Origin of the sequence: Psychrobacter sp. DAB_AL43B (genome assembly GCF_900168255.1) — a bacterium.
In the GTDB taxonomy this organism is placed as follows: domain Bacteria; phylum Pseudomonadota; class Gammaproteobacteria; order Pseudomonadales; family Moraxellaceae; genus Psychrobacter.
In genome coordinates this window covers 2,966,921-2,983,427 of record NZ_LT799838.1, presented here as the reverse complement: position 1 = coordinate 2,983,427, position 16,507 = coordinate 2,966,921, and the positions used below count along the sequence as shown (strand labels likewise).

Annotated in this window: 14 protein-coding genes; 7 read left to right on the top strand and 7 right to left on the bottom strand. The window is 41.4% G+C overall.

The window, feature by feature from the left end:
• Nucleotides 1–363 precede the first annotated feature (363 nt).
• Both tig and rdgB read right to left on the bottom strand, forming a co-directional pair.
• Entirely contained in the window at nt 364–1,707 is a 1,344-nt protein-coding gene (gene tig / locus DABAL43B_RS12695) for a trigger factor (protein ID WP_079692732.1), read from the bottom strand.
• A 367-nt stretch (nt 1,708–2,074) separates the two neighbouring features.
• Nucleotides 2,075–2,728 (bottom strand): RdgB/HAM1 family non-canonical purine NTP pyrophosphatase, encoded by a 654-nt coding sequence (gene rdgB, locus DABAL43B_RS12690; RefSeq protein WP_079692731.1) that lies wholly within the window; start codon nt 2,726–2,728, stop codon nt 2,075–2,077.
• Nucleotides 2,729–3,275: 547 nt separating this feature from the next.
• Between rdgB and DABAL43B_RS12685 the strand changes: the two genes are divergently transcribed.
• Nucleotides 3,276–3,905, top strand: a complete 630-nt coding sequence (locus DABAL43B_RS12685) for a superoxide dismutase (protein WP_079692730.1) — start codon at nt 3,276–3,278, stop codon at nt 3,903–3,905.
• Nucleotides 3,906–3,985: 80 nt separating this feature from the next.
• Here the strand turns inward: DABAL43B_RS12685 and DABAL43B_RS12680 are convergent, their stop codons facing one another.
• The 4 genes from DABAL43B_RS12680 to DABAL43B_RS12665 all read right to left on the bottom strand — a co-directional run bounded on the left by DABAL43B_RS12680 (nt 3,986) and on the right by DABAL43B_RS12665 (nt 7,306).
• On the bottom strand, nt 3,986–4,726 hold the full coding sequence (locus tag DABAL43B_RS12680; RefSeq protein WP_079692729.1) for a DUF4145 domain-containing protein: 741 nt from the start codon (nt 4,724–4,726) through the stop codon (nt 3,986–3,988).
• A gap of 61 nt (nt 4,727–4,787) precedes the next feature.
• The gene (locus DABAL43B_RS12675; protein ID WP_227516691.1) at nt 4,788–5,672 is read right to left on the bottom strand and encodes a DUF72 domain-containing protein; all 885 of its coding nucleotides are present in this window, start codon (nt 5,670–5,672) and stop codon (nt 4,788–4,790) included.
• Nucleotides 5,673–5,717: 45 nt separating this feature from the next.
• Nucleotides 5,718–6,215: a diacylglycerol kinase gene (locus DABAL43B_RS12670; RefSeq protein ID WP_079692728.1), complete on the bottom strand. Its 498-nt coding sequence runs from the start codon at nt 6,213–6,215 to the stop codon at nt 5,718–5,720.
• Nucleotides 6,216–6,292: 77 nt separating this feature from the next.
• Nucleotides 6,293–7,306 carry a polyprenyl synthetase family protein gene (locus DABAL43B_RS12665; RefSeq protein WP_079693125.1) on the bottom strand — a complete coding sequence of 338 codons (1,014 nt, stop codon included), beginning with the start codon at nt 7,304–7,306 and terminating at the stop codon, nt 6,293–6,295.
• 736 nt (nt 7,307–8,042) lie between these two features.
• Between DABAL43B_RS12665 and fadB the strand changes: the two genes are divergently transcribed.
• The 6 genes from fadB to DABAL43B_RS12635 all read left to right on the top strand — a co-directional run bounded on the left by fadB (nt 8,043) and on the right by DABAL43B_RS12635 (nt 15,737).
• Nucleotides 8,043–10,202: a fatty acid oxidation complex subunit alpha FadB gene (fadB, locus tag DABAL43B_RS12660; RefSeq protein ID WP_079692727.1), complete on the top strand. Its 2,160-nt coding sequence runs from the start codon at nt 8,043–8,045 to the stop codon at nt 10,200–10,202.
• 143 nt (nt 10,203–10,345) lie between these two features.
• Complete coding sequence (fadA, locus tag DABAL43B_RS12655; protein WP_079692726.1) at nt 10,346–11,518, top strand: acetyl-CoA C-acyltransferase FadA; 1,173 nt, start codon at nt 10,346–10,348, stop codon at nt 11,516–11,518.
• A gap of 204 nt (nt 11,519–11,722) precedes the next feature.
• Nucleotides 11,723–13,435: a rhomboid family intramembrane serine protease gene (locus DABAL43B_RS12650; RefSeq protein ID WP_079692725.1), complete on the top strand. Its 1,713-nt coding sequence runs from the start codon at nt 11,723–11,725 to the stop codon at nt 13,433–13,435.
• Between the two features lie 202 nt (nt 13,436–13,637).
• The gene (locus tag DABAL43B_RS12645) at nt 13,638–14,213 is read left to right on the top strand and encodes an isochorismatase family protein (RefSeq protein ID WP_079692724.1); all 576 of its coding nucleotides are present in this window, start codon (nt 13,638–13,640) and stop codon (nt 14,211–14,213) included.
• Between the two features lie 187 nt (nt 14,214–14,400).
• Nucleotides 14,401–15,030, top strand: coding sequence for an HD domain-containing protein (locus DABAL43B_RS12640; protein ID WP_079692723.1), 630 nt, complete (start codon nt 14,401–14,403; stop codon nt 15,028–15,030).
• 101 nt (nt 15,031–15,131) lie between these two features.
• A complete protein-coding gene (locus tag DABAL43B_RS12635; RefSeq protein ID WP_079692722.1) occupies nt 15,132–15,737 on the top strand; it encodes a DUF1287 domain-containing protein in 606 nt (201 codons plus the stop codon).
• A gap of 22 nt (nt 15,738–15,759) precedes the next feature.
• On the opposite strand, the gene phoU is transcribed toward DABAL43B_RS12635, so the two are convergent.
• Nucleotides 15,760–16,497 carry a phosphate signaling complex protein PhoU gene (phoU, locus tag DABAL43B_RS12630; RefSeq protein WP_079692721.1) on the bottom strand — a complete coding sequence of 246 codons (738 nt, stop codon included), beginning with the start codon at nt 16,495–16,497 and terminating at the stop codon, nt 15,760–15,762.
• Nucleotides 16,498–16,507 lie beyond the last annotated feature (10 nt).

Below are 16,507 nucleotides of genomic sequence, written 5' to 3'. Positions count from 1 at the left end.
TTTGTAATAAAACTTACTAGCTAATAAAACCTATTGGGTTCAATGAAAAACTATATATGGTCAATAGCTGATAAATAATGGTACTGAACCGTAGCTGCTAAAAATAATTGAGCTAATGGTAACTTTTTTATCGGGACAATAGTAACTTTTTAATGTGACAAATGATAAATGACTCCCTATTAATAAGGGGTTTATGCGCATTTATCAAGGGCTGTACCGATAAACTATTCATAAAGATAGTATATAAGTTACCAATAAAAATGCCCTAACACATATGTTAGGGCATTGCGTTAGGGCATTTTTGCATCAACCCTAGCAATCAGTACCATTTAAAGGCAAGTTGCTAAGTTAGCTCTTGCTAAACTACATAGCTTGCTGCTGTTGTTGCTGAGCAGCCAATAGGTCTTGGTAGCTGACTTCTTTGTCAGTCACTTTACCTTGACCAATCAGATAATCAACGACTTGGTCTTCTAGAACCACAGACTCAATGTTGGCGCGCTGTTGCTTGTCATTGGTATAGTACTCAATGACTTCGCTTGGATCTTCGTAGTTTTCTGCTGCTTCTTTGATGAAAGTTTCAACACGTTCTTGATCAACTTCTAAGCCTTTGGTATCGATAACACGAGCAACGATGATGCCGAGACGGGCAGCACGTAGCGCTTGTTCTTCAAACAGCTCATTTGGTAGCATGTCTTTATCGAAGCTATCCGCGTTTGCACCAAACTGCTGAGAAAAACGTTGCATCATCATGTTGCGTTGACGCTCGATTTCTTGCTCTAGCATGGCGTTTGGTACGTCAAACTCGTTCTTTTCTAGCAAAGCGTCAAAAGTCGCTTGTTTCACTTGGCTACGCGCAGCATTTTTGATTTCACGTTCCATATTTTTACGGACGTCATCTTTTAACTTCTCAACGCCACCTTCTTTGACACCAAATAGCTCAAGGAATTCTTCGTTGATTTCAGGTAGCTTAGATTTTTCAACCAATTTTACGTTGATTTTGAACTGAGCTTCTTTACCAGCTAAATTTTCAGCTTGGTAATCTTCTGGGAAAGTCACATCGATGGTTTTTTCTTCGCCAGCTTTCATGCCTTTGATGCCTGCTTCAAAACCTGGAATCATCTGGTTGCTACCGATAACCAGTTTGAAGTCTTCAGCAGAACCGCCTTCGAATTTTTCGCCATCGATAGAGCCTTCAAAGTCAAAAGTTACTTGATTGCCTTTGTCTGCTTTACCTTTTTTCTCAACGAATTCTTCACGTTGTTTTTGTAGGTTTTCGATCATAGTATCGACATCAGCTTCATCAACTTTGGCTGTATGACGCTCAACTTCGATCTCATCAATACCTTGAACATCAACTTCAGGAAAGATTTCAACCGTTGCTTGATAAACTAAGAAATCATCTTCAAGTTTTACGTCGTCGATATTAGGCATGCCCACAGCGCGGATGTCTTCAGATTTGATCGCTTCAAAAACGGTATCACGGATGACGTCGTTGATCACTTCTTGTTGAATGCCAGCACCGTACTGTGAACGGATATGTGACATTGGGACGTTACCTTTACGGAAACCGTCAATCTTGGCAGTTTTCGCCACTTGACGAATACGACCTTCAACTTTGTTTTGAATCTTTTCAACGGGTACTTTAACCGTTAGCTGAGTTTCTTTGTTAGATAACTTGTTGGTTGTGACTTGTAAATCTGTAGCCATGATCATTACACCTTTAGGATTAAATAGTAGACAACCATGCCTCAAAATATGGGCGTGTACGATTGGTTGCCGTTGGAATAAATAGGGGATAGTGATAGCTATTTTACCACCAATGCCTTGGGCAATCGCCTTTGACATTGATATGAAAAATGATAAATCTTAATGGACGCTATCAAATATCAATATTAAACCGTTAATAGGTCGCATAATAACGCTTTTTGGTGAATTATACAGACAAATAACGGCTTTCAACAAAATTTTAAAAGTAGAACAGTATAATCTATCTAATTATTAAAGTAAAAATTATCTCTTTAATAGCGCCGCGCAAGATTTCTATAGACCTTCCGCTACCTGCTATCAGATAAGGTTACAGCGGCAGTTGTGCTAATAATTGCTGAATCGCCTGACCGCGATGACTGATACGATTTTTATCAGCAGCGCTTAAGCTGGCGGCAGTTGCTTGTAACTCTGGCAACCAAAACAGCGGATCATAACCAAAGCCGCCATCACCGTGAGGGGCTTCTAAAATCTCACCTTGCCATAAACCTTGCGCGATAATTGGTAGCGGATCATCGGCATGGCGCACCATTGCCAATACGCAAACAAATAGCCCTTTAATGGATTCGTCAGCCTGCTCAGCGCGGATAGGCTGCAAATCAGCGATAAGTTTGACGTTGTTTTTGTCATCGTTACCGTGCTCGCCTGCATAGCGCGCAGAGTAAATACCGGGTGCATTGCCTAATACGGGTACGCAAATCCCTGAATCATCAGCAATGGCAGGTAAACCACTAATACGACTGGCATGTCGCGCTTTAATAATGGCGTTTTCGATAAAACTCAAGCCATCTTCGATTGCATCTTCAATATCCAGCTGTCCTTGCGGCACAATCGTCACATCCAAATTTGCTTCGGCAAACAATCTTTTAAACTCAGCCAGTTTGCCTTTATTGTTACTGGCGAGCACCCACTGATTATGAGTGGTCGATTGGTTAGAAGATAGCGAAGTACTGGTAGCGCTCATTGGGTCTGTCCCGTTATATAGTAATAAAGAGTATGATCTGATTTTAACTGTTAGCTCTGTTCTAATGCTATTGTTTATTGGTTTGTCATTTACGCAAATACTGGCTGAACCTGACGTTGAGCATTGCTACGCGGATAGTTGATAAATAACTACTGGCTATGCTAGTTGCACTTTTCATAACATTTGGTAACTGATATTTGTCGCGACTATTGCTATAATAGCTACCAAGCTATCGTGAATTATATCTTATAGCTTGTGAATATTAAGTTAATAAACGTTTAAAAAGCCAAGTATTTGGCTTTCGAGCGCACAGCAAGAAAATTATAAGTGTTAATTTTGGATTCATAATAATACGTGATACTGTGTTAAACAATAACATGTAGTAAGCGATAAAATTCATTTCGAATAATAAACTCAGCCAATTTAGTTCGCTATTTTATAGGGTTTTTTGCGTGGTAAAAATAGCGTAAAATTCGGTTTTTATAATCAGTTTCTATTAATCATTTTCTATAAAGTCACAACTAAAACTAGCAAGGATAAAATAATTATGTCAAACGTTACTTTACCAAACCTACCATATGCAAAAGACGCGCTTGAGCCACATATCAGTGCCGAGACGTTAGAATACCATCATGATAAGCATCATGCTGCTTATGTGAACAAATTGAACGAATTGCTACCAGGTTCTGGTCTAGAAGACAAAACTTTGTCAGAAATCATCGTCGCAACTGCGAAAGATGACAGCAAACAAGGTATGTTTAACCAAGCAGCCCAAGTATGGAACCACACGTTCTATTGGAACTGCATGACGCCAGACAACGGCGGCGGCGAACCTACTGGTGATCTAAAAGCTAAAATCGAAGAAGATTTCGGTAGCTATGATAAGTTCCGTGAAGAGTTCAAAAACGCAGCAATGACTCAGTTCGGTTCAGGTTGGGCATGGTTAGTTGCTGATAAAGTTGGCGGCAAACTGTCTATCGCTAAAACTGCTAACGCTGATACGCCACTTGCACATGACCAAGTAGCGGTATTGACTTGTGACGTATGGGAACATGCTTACTACATCGATTATCGTAACCGTCGTCCTGACTATGTTGATACGTTCCTAGACAAGCTTGTGAACTGGGACTATGCAAATGCGAAATATAAAGGTCAAGATGCTGGCGTTGAAGAGTAATCTTTAACCGAAGTATTTGATTTAAAAAAAGGACGCTGAGAGGCGTCCTTTTTTTGGTTTAAGATTTTAAAATCGATAAATTATTCTTGTTTATCTCTTTGCTTAATGTGCTCCTGAGTATCAAGAGGAATTAGATCTGCATATAGACTATCTAGCTCTTTTGGTTTCGTAATCAACTCATCAGCAATAAAATTTAAAATACTAAATAATTTTTCGGCAACTTCAGCATTATCATCTAAATTTATTTGCCCAGGATGAACAGCATTGTTGCCTATTACTCTAAGTAAATCTAATGCTTGTTGTATTTTAGGACTCAACCCTTCTGCTACTAAATCTTTTATATCATTATTAATATTTTTTCCACTTTTACCTACTTGCTTTAAAAGTTTTTGAAGAGCTAAACGCAAAAGGGCGGTAGAGCCTTTTGGTGAGTCTATAAGGATTGATGAAGCTTCATGGTACAGAGCTTTTATTTCTTCATTTAAATCAACATTAGGTGCTGGAACTTTTATTTTCTTAGGATAGACAATTTCCTGATTAATCCATATTGTAATTTCATTGCAGGATGAACAAGTTGCTATTGAGAAGTTTTTAGGTACAAATTTATAAAAATTATCTTGGAAATTATTGTTAACTTTATCTAAAAAAGTAGCAATATTCCTTTGCGTAATATCACCAATGCTAGACCTGTAATCTAGATACAAATGATGAAGAATGCCTGTAGCTGTCGTACTTGCATTATATGCAGTAAACCACGTTTGCATCGCAAGGGTATTACAATGAGGACATTGAAATTTACTGTTCCCATGCTTTGGTATCATTTGTTATTCCTCGTGTTAGTTATATAAAAAACCATACTCTGAGAGAAAGTCATAATTTGATTTACAACACCTCAAACCCAAATTTCCCCAACGCTTCCCGCAACATTGCAATATTATAATAAGCATGGGCATTCACCGTATTTTGAAAGAAGATATATAGCGTATCAAAATGCTGACGCTGATTGGCAATCGCTTGCGCCCAGTCCTGCATTTCAGCCTCGCTATAGCGATAATCATGACGATCAGCTGCACTCATCGCATCCCACCAGTTTAGATTATTACCATGCATGCGTAGATAGCCCGTCCGCTGAGTAAATATCAGCCGTGACGGCGGTAGTCCGCTGACCTTGGGATAATCAACGCTGCACCAAATCAGCCCTTGCTCGATAAAGCTATCGACCACTTGCGGGGTATGCCAGCCGTTATGACGAAATTCAACGGCTAATGGATAATCCTTAAACCAACTTACAAGGTTTGCGAGATATAGACGATGTTCGCGAGTACGATCAAAGCCATGTGGGAATTGTAATAATAGTGGCGCTAGACAATCAGCTTCGATGAGTGGTGTGAGGGCAGTAAGAAAAGCTTGGGCGTGCTCGGCAGTGCCTTTACGCGCATGAGTAAAGTCTTGATGCAGCTTGACGGCAAATTTTAATTCACTTTCTGCTTCGGCATAAGCTTTATTGACCATACCAGCAAAGGCTTTTTGCCCGATAGGTGCGTAGAATGTGCTATTGATTTCTACTGCACCGTATTGTTTGGCGTACTCACGTAAGAAGTCCGTTTTTTTGGTACCGGTTGGATATAGCGTACCTAGTAAGTCGGTATCGCTATAACCGCCCGTGCCGAGGTATATTTTTGGTGACGGATTGGAGGAATTAGTAGAATTACTAATAGTAGTAGCCTGATTTAAGGAGTTAGAAGTCTCGGAACTATCATTAATCATAAATGAATTCCTTATCAGGCGAACTTTATCAGGTAAACGTTGAGGTTAAAAAAGCAAAGTAGACAAAGCCATAAGCCATAACACAAACAATAAGGTCAGTGCCAAAAACTGGGCGGCAGAGCCAACATCTTTGCCTATTTTTGCTAATGGATGCTGTGCAGTTGACGTGTGGTCGATACTTGCTTCAAGTCCTGTATTAAACAGCTCAACGATAATAGATAGAAAAGAGGCGATAAGCAGGATCATTTTTATAGTGATGGTCAAAGGGATGAATACAAGCGCAATGAGCAAGACTAAGTTGAGCCAAAATGCTTGTCGAAAAGCTGCTTCATTTTTATAGGCCGCCATAAAGCCATCGGCAGAGTAGCCAGCAGCTTTAACGATTCGCCCAAAGCCTGTTTTGCCTTTGGCATTAACAGCGAAGCTTTCAGCAGTTTCCGTTCCCGCATCTGGTGTATGAGCAGCATGGTCATGATGATTGTGCTGATTAGGCGATCGAGAAATCGGCTGTTTATCAGAGTTAGGCTGTTTAAGGTCGCTCATATAGAAGTCTCAATCATCGTAGTATCGTAATATAATAGTATCGTTGTAGAATAGCGGACAGTTTAGCACGCGTAAACTTACTTTTGTCTAGCCCATAACCATTCAATCAATGCCACAAGTGCATCATTTTCTTTACTATTACCAAGTTCACGAGAAATGGCTGCGCGTCCGTCATCAAATAGCGATTGCGCGTATTTGGTCGCGTTATCAACGCCCATCAATTTTACATAGGTAGATTTATCTAACTTTTCATCGCTACCAGCAGGCTTGCCTAACGCATCTGTGCTGGTAGTGACATCCAAAATATCATCTTGTACTTGAAAGGCAAGACCAATATGCTGGGCGCATTCTTGCAATGCCATGCGCTGCGGAGCGGTAGCGCCAGCACAAATGCCGCCCATCAGCATCGCCGCTTCAATTAATGCACCCGTTTTATCACGGTGAATAGCTTCTAAATCGCTCTGTGAAATACCAGTAGTGGCTTCGGCATTGAGATCTAGCATTTGACCCGACACCATACGTCTGGCACGCGGGGCAAATATGGCGAATAGCTGGCTTGCGATAGCTGAATCAAAGGGCGCAAAGGTTGGCATTTCTGCCGTTAATACTTCAAAGGCTAATGTTTGCAATACATCACCTGCCAGTAGTGCCGTCGATTCTTCAAAGACAATATGAGCGGTCGGCTGCCCACGGCGTAGCTCATCATCGTCCATACACGGCAAGTCATCGTGCACCAACGAATAAGTGTGGAGTAATTCCACCGCCAACGCAGCACGGCGACACATATCATAATCCGAGTCGTTTTCTAACAAAGCTTCCAAACCATTGGCGTTAGCCATGCTATTTTCACTATAATTATTATTATAGGTGCTAGCAAAGGCGCTGGCGACTAATAATGGGCGTACCAATTTACCTTGACCGGTCATTACATAACGGCACGCATCAAGCAGCGGACTTGGCAGCTCTGCGTAAGCAAATAACACCTCGATATCTTGGGTAAGTTGCGCGCGCACATCGTGATGAAACTGCTTGGTATTGGTAAAAGGCATAAAGCGGGTATCTGCAAGGTTTGGCGTAAAAGAAACAGTCATAATCCAACCATCTATCAGGTGAATAATAAAAATATCGTTAGTGTAGCATGATAGATTATATTCCTTCTGCCACACGTTACCTCCGTGAATCATTTTTTACGCTTTAGGGTTAAAAAAGCCGGTTGAACCACTGAAATACGATAACAAGCCGTTGTTACGTATTGGCGACTTAACTTAGCGGCTGAATATGTTTTGATAAGAGGTTACGTTAAGCGTTTGCTTTTCACGCGCTAATTCTAGTATACAAACAATCACTTAAGGCAGATTGCTAGTCAGGTAAAGGGCTGCTGTCGATTTAAGAGTGACTTGCGAGTATGGTATTAGCTTGTGACAGTCGGGGGCATAATCCCCTACACTAATTGGCGTGAAATTAGTCTAGCGATTAATCAGTGGGGTTTTACACCATTATTTAATCGAAAAACGACTATCAGACCAAGTCTCAGTCAACAGCGACAACGGCAATAGTAGAACACAAGTACATAGAACATCAGTACATAGCTATAAATGTACAAGCATAAGCGCTGGATAATAAAGATATCTGCACTGTTTAATCTGGCTTGCTTTTATTAAGGCGATATCACAACCACATCACCACGACGTTGTTTGTGATAATTGTAATAAAAGTACAGATTAGCGGTGCTATTACCCATTTTTCTAACAATAACTGGCTATGTACTTTAATTTTAAAACTTTTAATTTTAAAACGTAGCTTTCGTTATATAGCAAGGAGTTCCAAATGGTATACCAAGGAAATCGCATTACGGTGACAATGCTAGAGGATGGCATCGCCAACATGCAGTACAACGCCGAAAATGAGAGCGTGAACAAGTTTGATGCTGAGACCAATAAGCAATTTGCTGAAGTTGTTAACGCGTTAGAAAAAGCGGATGACGTTAAAGGTTTGATCGTAACATCAAGCAAAGGCGTGTTTATCGCTGGTGCTGATATCACTGAATTTGTGGCTTCTTTTAAGCAACCAGAAGAAGAAATTAAAGATTGGGTTATTAACATTAATGACGCCTTTAATCGCTTTGAAGATTTGCCATTCCCGAAAGTAGCTGCCATCAATGGCGCAGCGCTTGGCGGTGGTTGTGAGATGACCTTGGTTTGCGAATACCGTGTCATGAGCGACAAAGCCATCATCGGTCTACCAGAAACTCAACTGGGTATCTTCCCAGGCTTTGGTGGTACGGTTCGTACTACGCGTGTCATTGGTATCGATAATGCGCTTGAGCTGATTGCGACTGGTACACCTAAAAAAGCCCTTGATGCACTAAAACTTGGCTTAGTTGATGCGACCGTTGCTGCTGATGACTTGCAAGATGCGGCCATTGATTTGGTCAAAAAATGTATCTCAGGTGAGCTTGATTGGAAAGCGAAGCGTGAAGAGAAGCTGGTTCCAGTTAAATTAAATCAGCTTGAGCAAGCGATGGCATTTAACAGTGCCAAAGGTATGATCTTTGCCAAAGCCAATCCGAAGCAATATCCTGCGCCAGCACTTGCTATTGCTGCGATGGAAAAACACGTTAACTTACCACGTGATAAAGCAATCGAAGTAGAAGCCGCTGGTTTTGCAAAAGCGGCGAAAACACCACAAGCAGAAAGCTTGGTTGGTTTATTCTTAAGCGATCAGTTGGTTAAGAAATTAGCGAAGCAGCACAGCAAAAAAGCACATGAAATCAATGAAGCTGCGGTACTAGGCGCAGGCATCATGGGCGGCGGTATCGCTTATCAGGCAGCTAGTAAAGGCTTGCCAATCATCATGAAAGATATCAAGTCTGAGCAATTAGACCTTGGTATGGGCGAAGCCAGCAAGTTACTTGGCAAAATGGTCGATCGCGGCAAAATGACCCCAACTAAAATGGGCGAAACCTTAAGCCGTATCCGTCCTACTTTGAATTATGGTGATTTTGCTGAAACGGATATCGTTATCGAAGCGGTCGTAGAAAATCCAAACGTCAAACGTGCGGTACTAAAAGAAGTTGAAGGCTTGGTGAAAGACGACTGTATCCTAGCCTCAAATACTTCAACGATCTCTATTACTTTCTTGGCTGAAGCACTTGAGCGCCCAGAAAACTTCGTTGGTATGCATTTCTTTAACCCAGTACACCGTATGCCATTGGTCGAAGTTATCCGCGGTGAGAAATCATCTGAAGAAGCGATTGCGACGACTGTTGCGCTAGCTTCTAAAATGGGTAAAGTACCTGTTGTCGTTAATGACTGTCCAGGTTTCTTAGTCAACCGTGTCTTGTTCCCATACTTTGGTGCTTTTGATTTATTGCTTAAGCAAGGTGCTGATTTTGCGCATGTCGATAAAGTCATGGAAAAATTCGGCTGGCCTATGGGTCCTGCTTATCTAATCGACGTTGTTGGTTTAGATACGGGCGTACATGGCGCAGAAGTGATGGCAGAAGGTTTCCCTGACCGTATGAAGCCTGATTATAAAGGCGCGATTGAGCTTTTATATGAAAACAAACGTTTAGGTCAGAAAAATGGCGTTGGTTTCTATAAGTATGAAATGGACAAACGTGGCAAGCCAAAGAAAGTTGCTGATGAAGCGACTTATGAGCTGCTAAAAACCACCACTGATAGCACTAAGCAAGAATTTGATGATCAAGCTATTATCGACCGCACCATGCTGGCTTTCTGTAATGAAACTGTCCGTTGCCTAGAAGACAACATCGTCAGCACGCCGTCAGAAGCTGATATGGCGATGATTATGGGCGTTGGTTTCCCGCCATTCCGCGGTGGTCCTTGCCGTTATATCGACCAAATGGGTCTAGATAACTACTTGGCACTGTGTGAAAAATACGCGCACCTTGGCAAAGCTTATGAAGCCCCGCAGAAGATTCGCGATATGGCAGCAGCAGGCGAGACCTTTTACGCCACCGCGTAATAGGCAGTCATTACTAGGATGAAGTGCAGTACACGTGCTCGATAAGATTACTGGTAATTTATTTATTATCAGTAACCTTCTAAATTAGATAGGCGAGCATGGCAGTACTGCCACTGACAATAAAAATTGAAAAGGAAGATAGTATGACAATTTTAAGTCCAAAAGACGTGGTCATCGTAGATGGCGTACGCTCAGCGATGGGTAAAACTAAAAACGGCATGTTCCGCCATGTCCGCGCTGATAGCATGTCTGCTGAATTGGTTCGTGCATTGGTTGAGCGTAATGACTTTGACCCACGTGACGTTGAAGATATCATCTGGGGTTGTGTTAACCAGACGCTAGAGCAAGGTTTAAATATCGGCCGTAACATCGGTTTGCTAGCTGATATCCCTAAGACAGCTGGCGGTCAAACCGTTAACCGTCTATGTGGTTCTTCTATGCAGGCGCTACATACCGCTGCTGCCCAAATTATGACCGGCCAAGGTGATGTATTCATCATCGGTGGTGTTGAGCATATGGGTCACGTCGGCATGATGCATGGCGTTGATCTGAACCCTGAAGCGTCAAAGCATTATGCAAAAGCTTCAAACATGATGGGCTTGACCGCTGAAATGCTAGGTCGCATGAATAATATCACGCGTGAAGAGCAAGATGCCTTTGGTCTTGAATCGCATCGCCGTGCATGGGCTGCGACCACTGAAGGTCGTTTTGACAATGAAATCATCGGTATCGAAGGCCATGACGAAGCGGGTCGCTTGCAGCTATGTACTGTCGATGAAGTGATTCGTCCGGATGCGACGATGGAGCAAATGCAAAAGTTACGTCCAGCCTTTGATCCAGTAGGCGGTACGGTAACTGCTGCTACCTCATCTGCATTATCTGATGGTGCATCAGCAATGCTAATCATGAGCGCGCAAAAAGCCAAAGAGCTAGGTCTAAAGCCACGTGCTCGTATTCGTAGCATGGCAATTGCTGGTTGTGATGCCGCTATCATGGGTTACGGTCCTGTACCTGCGACGCAAAAAGCACTTAAGCGTGCTGGCATGAGCATCGATGATATGCAAACGATCGAGCTTAACGAAGCGTTTGCAGCGCAAGGTTTGTCAGTACTTAAAGCCTTGAACCTGACTGATAAGCAAGACATCGTCAACATCAACGGTGGCGCGATTGCCTTAGGTCATCCACTAGGTTGTTCAGGCGCTCGTATCACCGTTACTTTGCTAAATGCGATGGAGCAATCAGATACTGAAATCGGTCTAGCGACGATGTGTATCGGTCTTGGTCAAGGTATTGCGACTATTATTGAGCGTGTGTAAATTTCAGTTAAGCTGATATTTGTTGATTAATATGCTTTGATATCTTGTAAAATGAGCGCCTCTAACTTAATGTTAGAGGCGCTTTTTTGTGTTTGCAATAAAGTAATACGAGTAAATATGCTGAATCCAATCAGGTTTTATCGATTAAGGAAGAAAGTCATCAAAGTTGGGGCGTGGTTTGCTATAAATGAATGGTGAAGGTAAATGCGAGATAATAATAAGCGAAGCCAGTATAGGTATAAGAATAAAAATAGAAGCAGAAATAGAGTAGGTAAACAGGATAGGCGTAAAATTACCAAGCGTAAGGAGCAGAAACCCCAACGTACTAAAGGGTCGACTAAAATAAAACTAAAGCAGGTATTTTTTCCTTATTTGTGCTTAAGTATCTTCAGCATTCTAATTTTTGGTGCTTTACGCTGGTTACTGGATGTTTATCTAGACGTTCTACCTTTAAAAGAAAGCTACTGGGATTTTGGTATTCCTTTTCTTTTATCTATTTTAGTCGTTAGTATTTGGATGTGGCCGAGGTACGAGCTTCTGACTTTAAAGTGGGTTCAGCGTAGTAGTTCAGGCTACTTTTTTATAACGATGGTTTTAGCATTAGTGATACCGCTTGTTCTCAGCCAAAACTATTTGTCTAAAGCTGCGTACGAGGTTGTTGAAGTAAACAACCTGAATGATGTTCGTAACTATCCAAAACAAAAGTATTTCAAGGTGGATAATTTTAAACCACTAAAATCAGAGCAGGTTTCTTATATAGAGACACAAGTAGTCAGTGGACGGTATTTTGACTCGACATTGCATGTCTATTATTACATTGCGACGCCATTTGCGGCCGCTGATAATATTTGGCTAGGTTCTAGTTACCATACAAGCTACGATAATCGTGAAGACCAAAGTATTAAAGACCGTCAATACTCAGCATTTATTAATGACTCTCGCCACAAATATCAAGCCAAAGACCTCTCTACTATCAGCTACTTTAAGAAACTTAAATCGTCAAATCAGAGAAGTGGCTACTTACATACGATTTCGACAGTTAATAAGCAGTCTAATTTAACACCCTTGATATTGGTACCTGAATCAGGATTGTTTGTTGACAGTTTAGAGCGAGATTTCGTCTGGGGGTTTGGCTCATTTGTTATTGGTATGGGAGTGTGCTTATTGCTTATTTTTGCAGCAGATATTGATAATAAAGAAAAGAAGAGCACACGAAAGCATATACAAAAACAAAAGCATGTAAAAAAACGAGATCCAGTGAAGGATGTGTCAAAAAGTCTAGTAGCTTTGTTTAGAAGTAATAAAAAACAACCTGCAACGTTAGTGTTAATGCTGACTTGTATAGGCGCATTTATACTGACCGTATTCATGGGTATGGATATCATTGATCCTTTATCTAGGCAGATAGATAAGGTAGGCGGGTTGAGCAGAGACGCGCTGCAAGCTGGTAAATATTGGCGGGTAGTGACATCGCTTTTTGTACATGCAGGGATTATGCATTTGGTAATGAGTCTGGGAATGCTTTTTGCTGCGGGCTATATTTTGGAAAAAGTATTAGGTTCTGTACGTTTTATGATTGCCTTTTTTATATGTGGTATTTTCGCTAATGTTTTAGGGGTCCTATATTTTGATATGGACATGGCAGGTGTTTGGGGTGCTACATTTGGCTTGTTTGGTATCGCGATACCGTTGGTGGCCTTTAAGATTTTTAATAAAAAATATCGAGAGCTGTTCGGCGGTACCATCGCTGCGATATTAATCATTACTTTAAACAGCATGTTTTTTGCATTTATAAACACGCTCATTTATATGGTGTATTATCTTTTAACCTTGTGTTTTGGTATTGTTCTTGGTTTGGTCATGGTAATGACTCAAAAACAGCCTTTATTAAGGAATGCTAGACGCCATAATATATAGTTATTGGCTACTCATAATCAAAAACCTATGCTAAGCAGTATAAATCAAGCGTGATGAATTGTTATTAATCATTATTAGAGACTATCTCCATTGACGCACTCAGCAAACTATGACTAAATGAGTGTAAGGCTAATAATGATAATATCAATGATAAAACTAACATAGCCTTTAACAATAAAGTCAGCCGTACAAGGAGTGTACTATGTCCACCATGATTACTGATCGTACCTACCGTATTGACCGTGAAAATACCCAAGCAATGATAATCGACGTCCAAGAACGTCTGACCCCGCATATCTATGACCATGAAAATATTATCAAAAAAATAACGACTTTGATCAAAGGTTTGCAAGCGCTTGATATTCCAATTATGCTCAATGAGCAGTATAAAAAGGGCTTAGGCGAAACCTTGCCCGAAATTCGTGAGTTATTAGAAGGCGATAATGCCAAAGGCTTTGAAAAAGTCACTTTTAGCGCCTGCGACAATGACGATTCATGGAATCACCTTGCTCAGCAAAATCGCAGTATTGTTTTACTGTTCGGCGTTGAAACTCATGTTTGTGTCTTACAAACTGCGCTTGATTTGCTAGATAATGGTATGCAGCCAGTCATTATTGGTGATGCGGTTGGTTCGCGTTTTCCGTATGATAAAAAGCAAGCCATTCGCCGTATTCGCCGTGCCGGTGGTGTTATTACCACAGTTGAAACCATTCTATTTGAGCTATGCCGAAGTAGTAAAGACCCTGCGTTCAAAACTATTAGCAACTTGATTAAATAGTTGTTTTTTTACTCGATTTAGAACAGATAGCGCTTACTAAAATAAGCGCTATTTTCTTTTTATAGTGGCGCCAGTTAATTACAGGCTAGCATCCTCTTTTATAACACTCATAAAATGTATAATAACCGCTGGTGCTTAAAGATAAGATAAAGCGCTATACATTCGTAGAAAAGCTAAGAGAAAATTTATGTCATCAACCAATTCCATCTTATTAACCAACCCAACGCTTGCCTCAAACATTGATATAGATAATGTCACTCATTTTCTACTAGAGCTTGATGCTCTTAAACGTGTTAACAGGCGCAGTTATGTGACGGCTACCACTCGTCTAGAAAACTCCGCTGAGCACTCATGGCATTTAGCGATGGCATGTTGGTCAATCGCTGAGTTGTTCGAGTTGGATGTTAATCATGAGAAATTGCTAAAGCTGGCACTGGTACACGATTTGGGTGAAATCGATGCAGGCGATACTTTTTTATATGCCGATACACGCAGTGATGCGCATCTTGAAGAACGCGCTGGCATTGCGCGCTTACAAGCCGAACGTGGTAACGGGATTAAAGATTTAAATAAGATTTGGGAAGAGCAGGAAACTGGCAGCAGCAAAGAAACCCAGCTGCTGAAAGTAGTTGATCGCTTATTGCCGTTTTTACTCAATCTAAATACGAATGGCAAAACGTGGACTGATTCTAACGTTACGCGTTCACAGGTGGCGGGTGCGCATGCCTTTATTAAAGACAGCTTTCCTAGTATTTATGATTGGCAGGTACGACAGATTGAATTTGCGACGGCGCAGGGCTGGTTGATTGATGCGTAAATGAATAAGAGATGGTTTGAGCGTTTAAGTATTTTACAGCCCGTCATGATTTTCAAATGCTAGAGCATTTATAGTTAAATTAATAACAAAGAGATCGGCACATGAGAGTATCTGATACTTATAAAGCCTTCGCTAAATCGCTAGCCTTTATCAGCCTGCTAGGATTGGCGCAAATGGCTCAAGCTATTGCCCCTATCAGCGACGGCAGTAAATTGGCACACGATGCCAAAAAACAAATCGGCATTACCACCAGCTATGATCCTACTTACCGTAAGCTGGATTTCCCACGCGGCGATGTGCCGATAAATACCGGTGTCTGTACAGATGTGGTCGTTCGTGCTTATCGCTTGCAAAATATAGATCTACAGCAATTGCTCAACCACGATATGAAATCCAACTGGTCAAGCTATCCAAAAACTTGGGGACTTAAATCAACCGATAAAAATATCGACCATCGCCGTGTGCCCAATCTTGAAGTGTTTTTTGCGCGTCATGGACAGACGTTATCAATCACTGAAAAATCCAGCTTTCAAGCGGGAGATGTGGTGACTTGGCGACTACCGAACGGCAATTTACCGCACACAGGTATCGTATCGGACAAAGCAGCTGCTGATGGCACACCGCTGATTATTCATAATATTGGACGCGGTACGCAAGAAGAGAATATTTTGTTTGCCTATCCTATTAATAAACATTTTCGTTATTAATTTTAAAACAAGGTTAGAGAGACTATTTGTTAGCATTTATGCCAGCATTGGTGGTTTGTTGTACGATTTCTTCTACCCGTAAAAAATCCGTATGCCGCACGTCTTTGCCGCTGGTACAAAAAATGACCAGCTCAGCAATATTTCGAGCATGGTCGCCCACGCGCTCGAGTGCGCGCAATACCCATAGTATATTAATCACTTTAGACACATGACGACTGTCTTCCATAATATAGGTCATCAAGGAGCGAGTGGCAGACTGATACTCTTCATTGACAGACACATCGCTTTGCAATACCGAAAATGCCTGCTGAGGATTCATCCATAAGAAGGCATCAAGCGCATCAAGCAGCATTAAGCGCACCTGATTGGATAAATGCTGAACCTCTGAATAGCCTCTTGGTGAAGCACCATCTTCAATCAATTGGCATGCCATACGCGCTATCTTTTCTGCTTCATCACCCACACGCTCAAAGTCAACAATGCCTTTACTAATGGCCATGACTAAGCGCAAATCATTCGCTGCTGGCTGGCGCTTGGCAACCAACAAAATAATTTGCTCATCGATTTTAATTTCTAACTGATTGATTAGATCATCATCAGTAATCACTTTTTTCGCGGTTGCCTCATCTGCTGCTATCAATGCACGGGTCGCAACCATGACTTGCTCTGCTGCCATGCGTCCCATTTGCATAAACAACTCAATAACTTCATTTAAATCATTATCAAAACTCTTTGATAAATGCTTTTCAGTTACCAGCATGGTTACCTCC

What these genes read in the sequence shown, in the direction of transcription:
- phoU (WP_079692721.1), bottom strand. Translation starts at nt 16,497, where the DNA reads ATGCTGGTAACTGAAAAGCATTTATCAAAGAGTTTTGATAATGATTTA.
- DABAL43B_RS12670 (WP_079692728.1), bottom strand. Translation starts at nt 6,215, where the DNA reads ATGAGCGACCTTAAACAGCCTAACTCTGATAAACAGCCGATTTCTCGA.
- DABAL43B_RS12635 (WP_079692722.1), top strand. Translation starts at nt 15,132, where the DNA reads ATGAGAGTATCTGATACTTATAAAGCCTTCGCTAAATCGCTAGCCTTT.
- DABAL43B_RS12675 (WP_227516691.1), bottom strand. Translation starts at nt 5,672, where the DNA reads ATGATTAATGATAGTTCCGAGACTTCTAACTCCTTAAATCAGGCTACT.
- fadB (WP_079692727.1), top strand. Translation starts at nt 8,043, where the DNA reads ATGGTATACCAAGGAAATCGCATTACGGTGACAATGCTAGAGGATGGC.
- DABAL43B_RS12640 (WP_079692723.1), top strand. Translation starts at nt 14,401, where the DNA reads ATGTCATCAACCAATTCCATCTTATTAACCAACCCAACGCTTGCCTCA.
- DABAL43B_RS12650 (WP_079692725.1), top strand. Translation starts at nt 11,723, where the DNA reads ATGCGAGATAATAATAAGCGAAGCCAGTATAGGTATAAGAATAAAAAT.
- rdgB (WP_079692731.1), bottom strand. Translation starts at nt 2,728, where the DNA reads ATGAGCGCTACCAGTACTTCGCTATCTTCTAACCAATCGACCACTCAT.
- DABAL43B_RS12680 (WP_079692729.1), bottom strand. Translation starts at nt 4,726, where the DNA reads ATGATACCAAAGCATGGGAACAGTAAATTTCAATGTCCTCATTGTAAT.
- DABAL43B_RS12645 (WP_079692724.1), top strand. Translation starts at nt 13,638, where the DNA reads ATGTCCACCATGATTACTGATCGTACCTACCGTATTGACCGTGAAAAT.
- fadA (WP_079692726.1), top strand. Translation starts at nt 10,346, where the DNA reads ATGACAATTTTAAGTCCAAAAGACGTGGTCATCGTAGATGGCGTACGC.
- DABAL43B_RS12685 (WP_079692730.1), top strand. Translation starts at nt 3,276, where the DNA reads ATGTCAAACGTTACTTTACCAAACCTACCATATGCAAAAGACGCGCTT.
- DABAL43B_RS12665 (WP_079693125.1), bottom strand. Translation starts at nt 7,306, where the DNA reads ATGACTGTTTCTTTTACGCCAAACCTTGCAGATACCCGCTTTATGCCT.
- tig (WP_079692732.1), bottom strand. Translation starts at nt 1,707, where the DNA reads ATGGCTACAGATTTACAAGTCACAACCAACAAGTTATCTAACAAAGAA.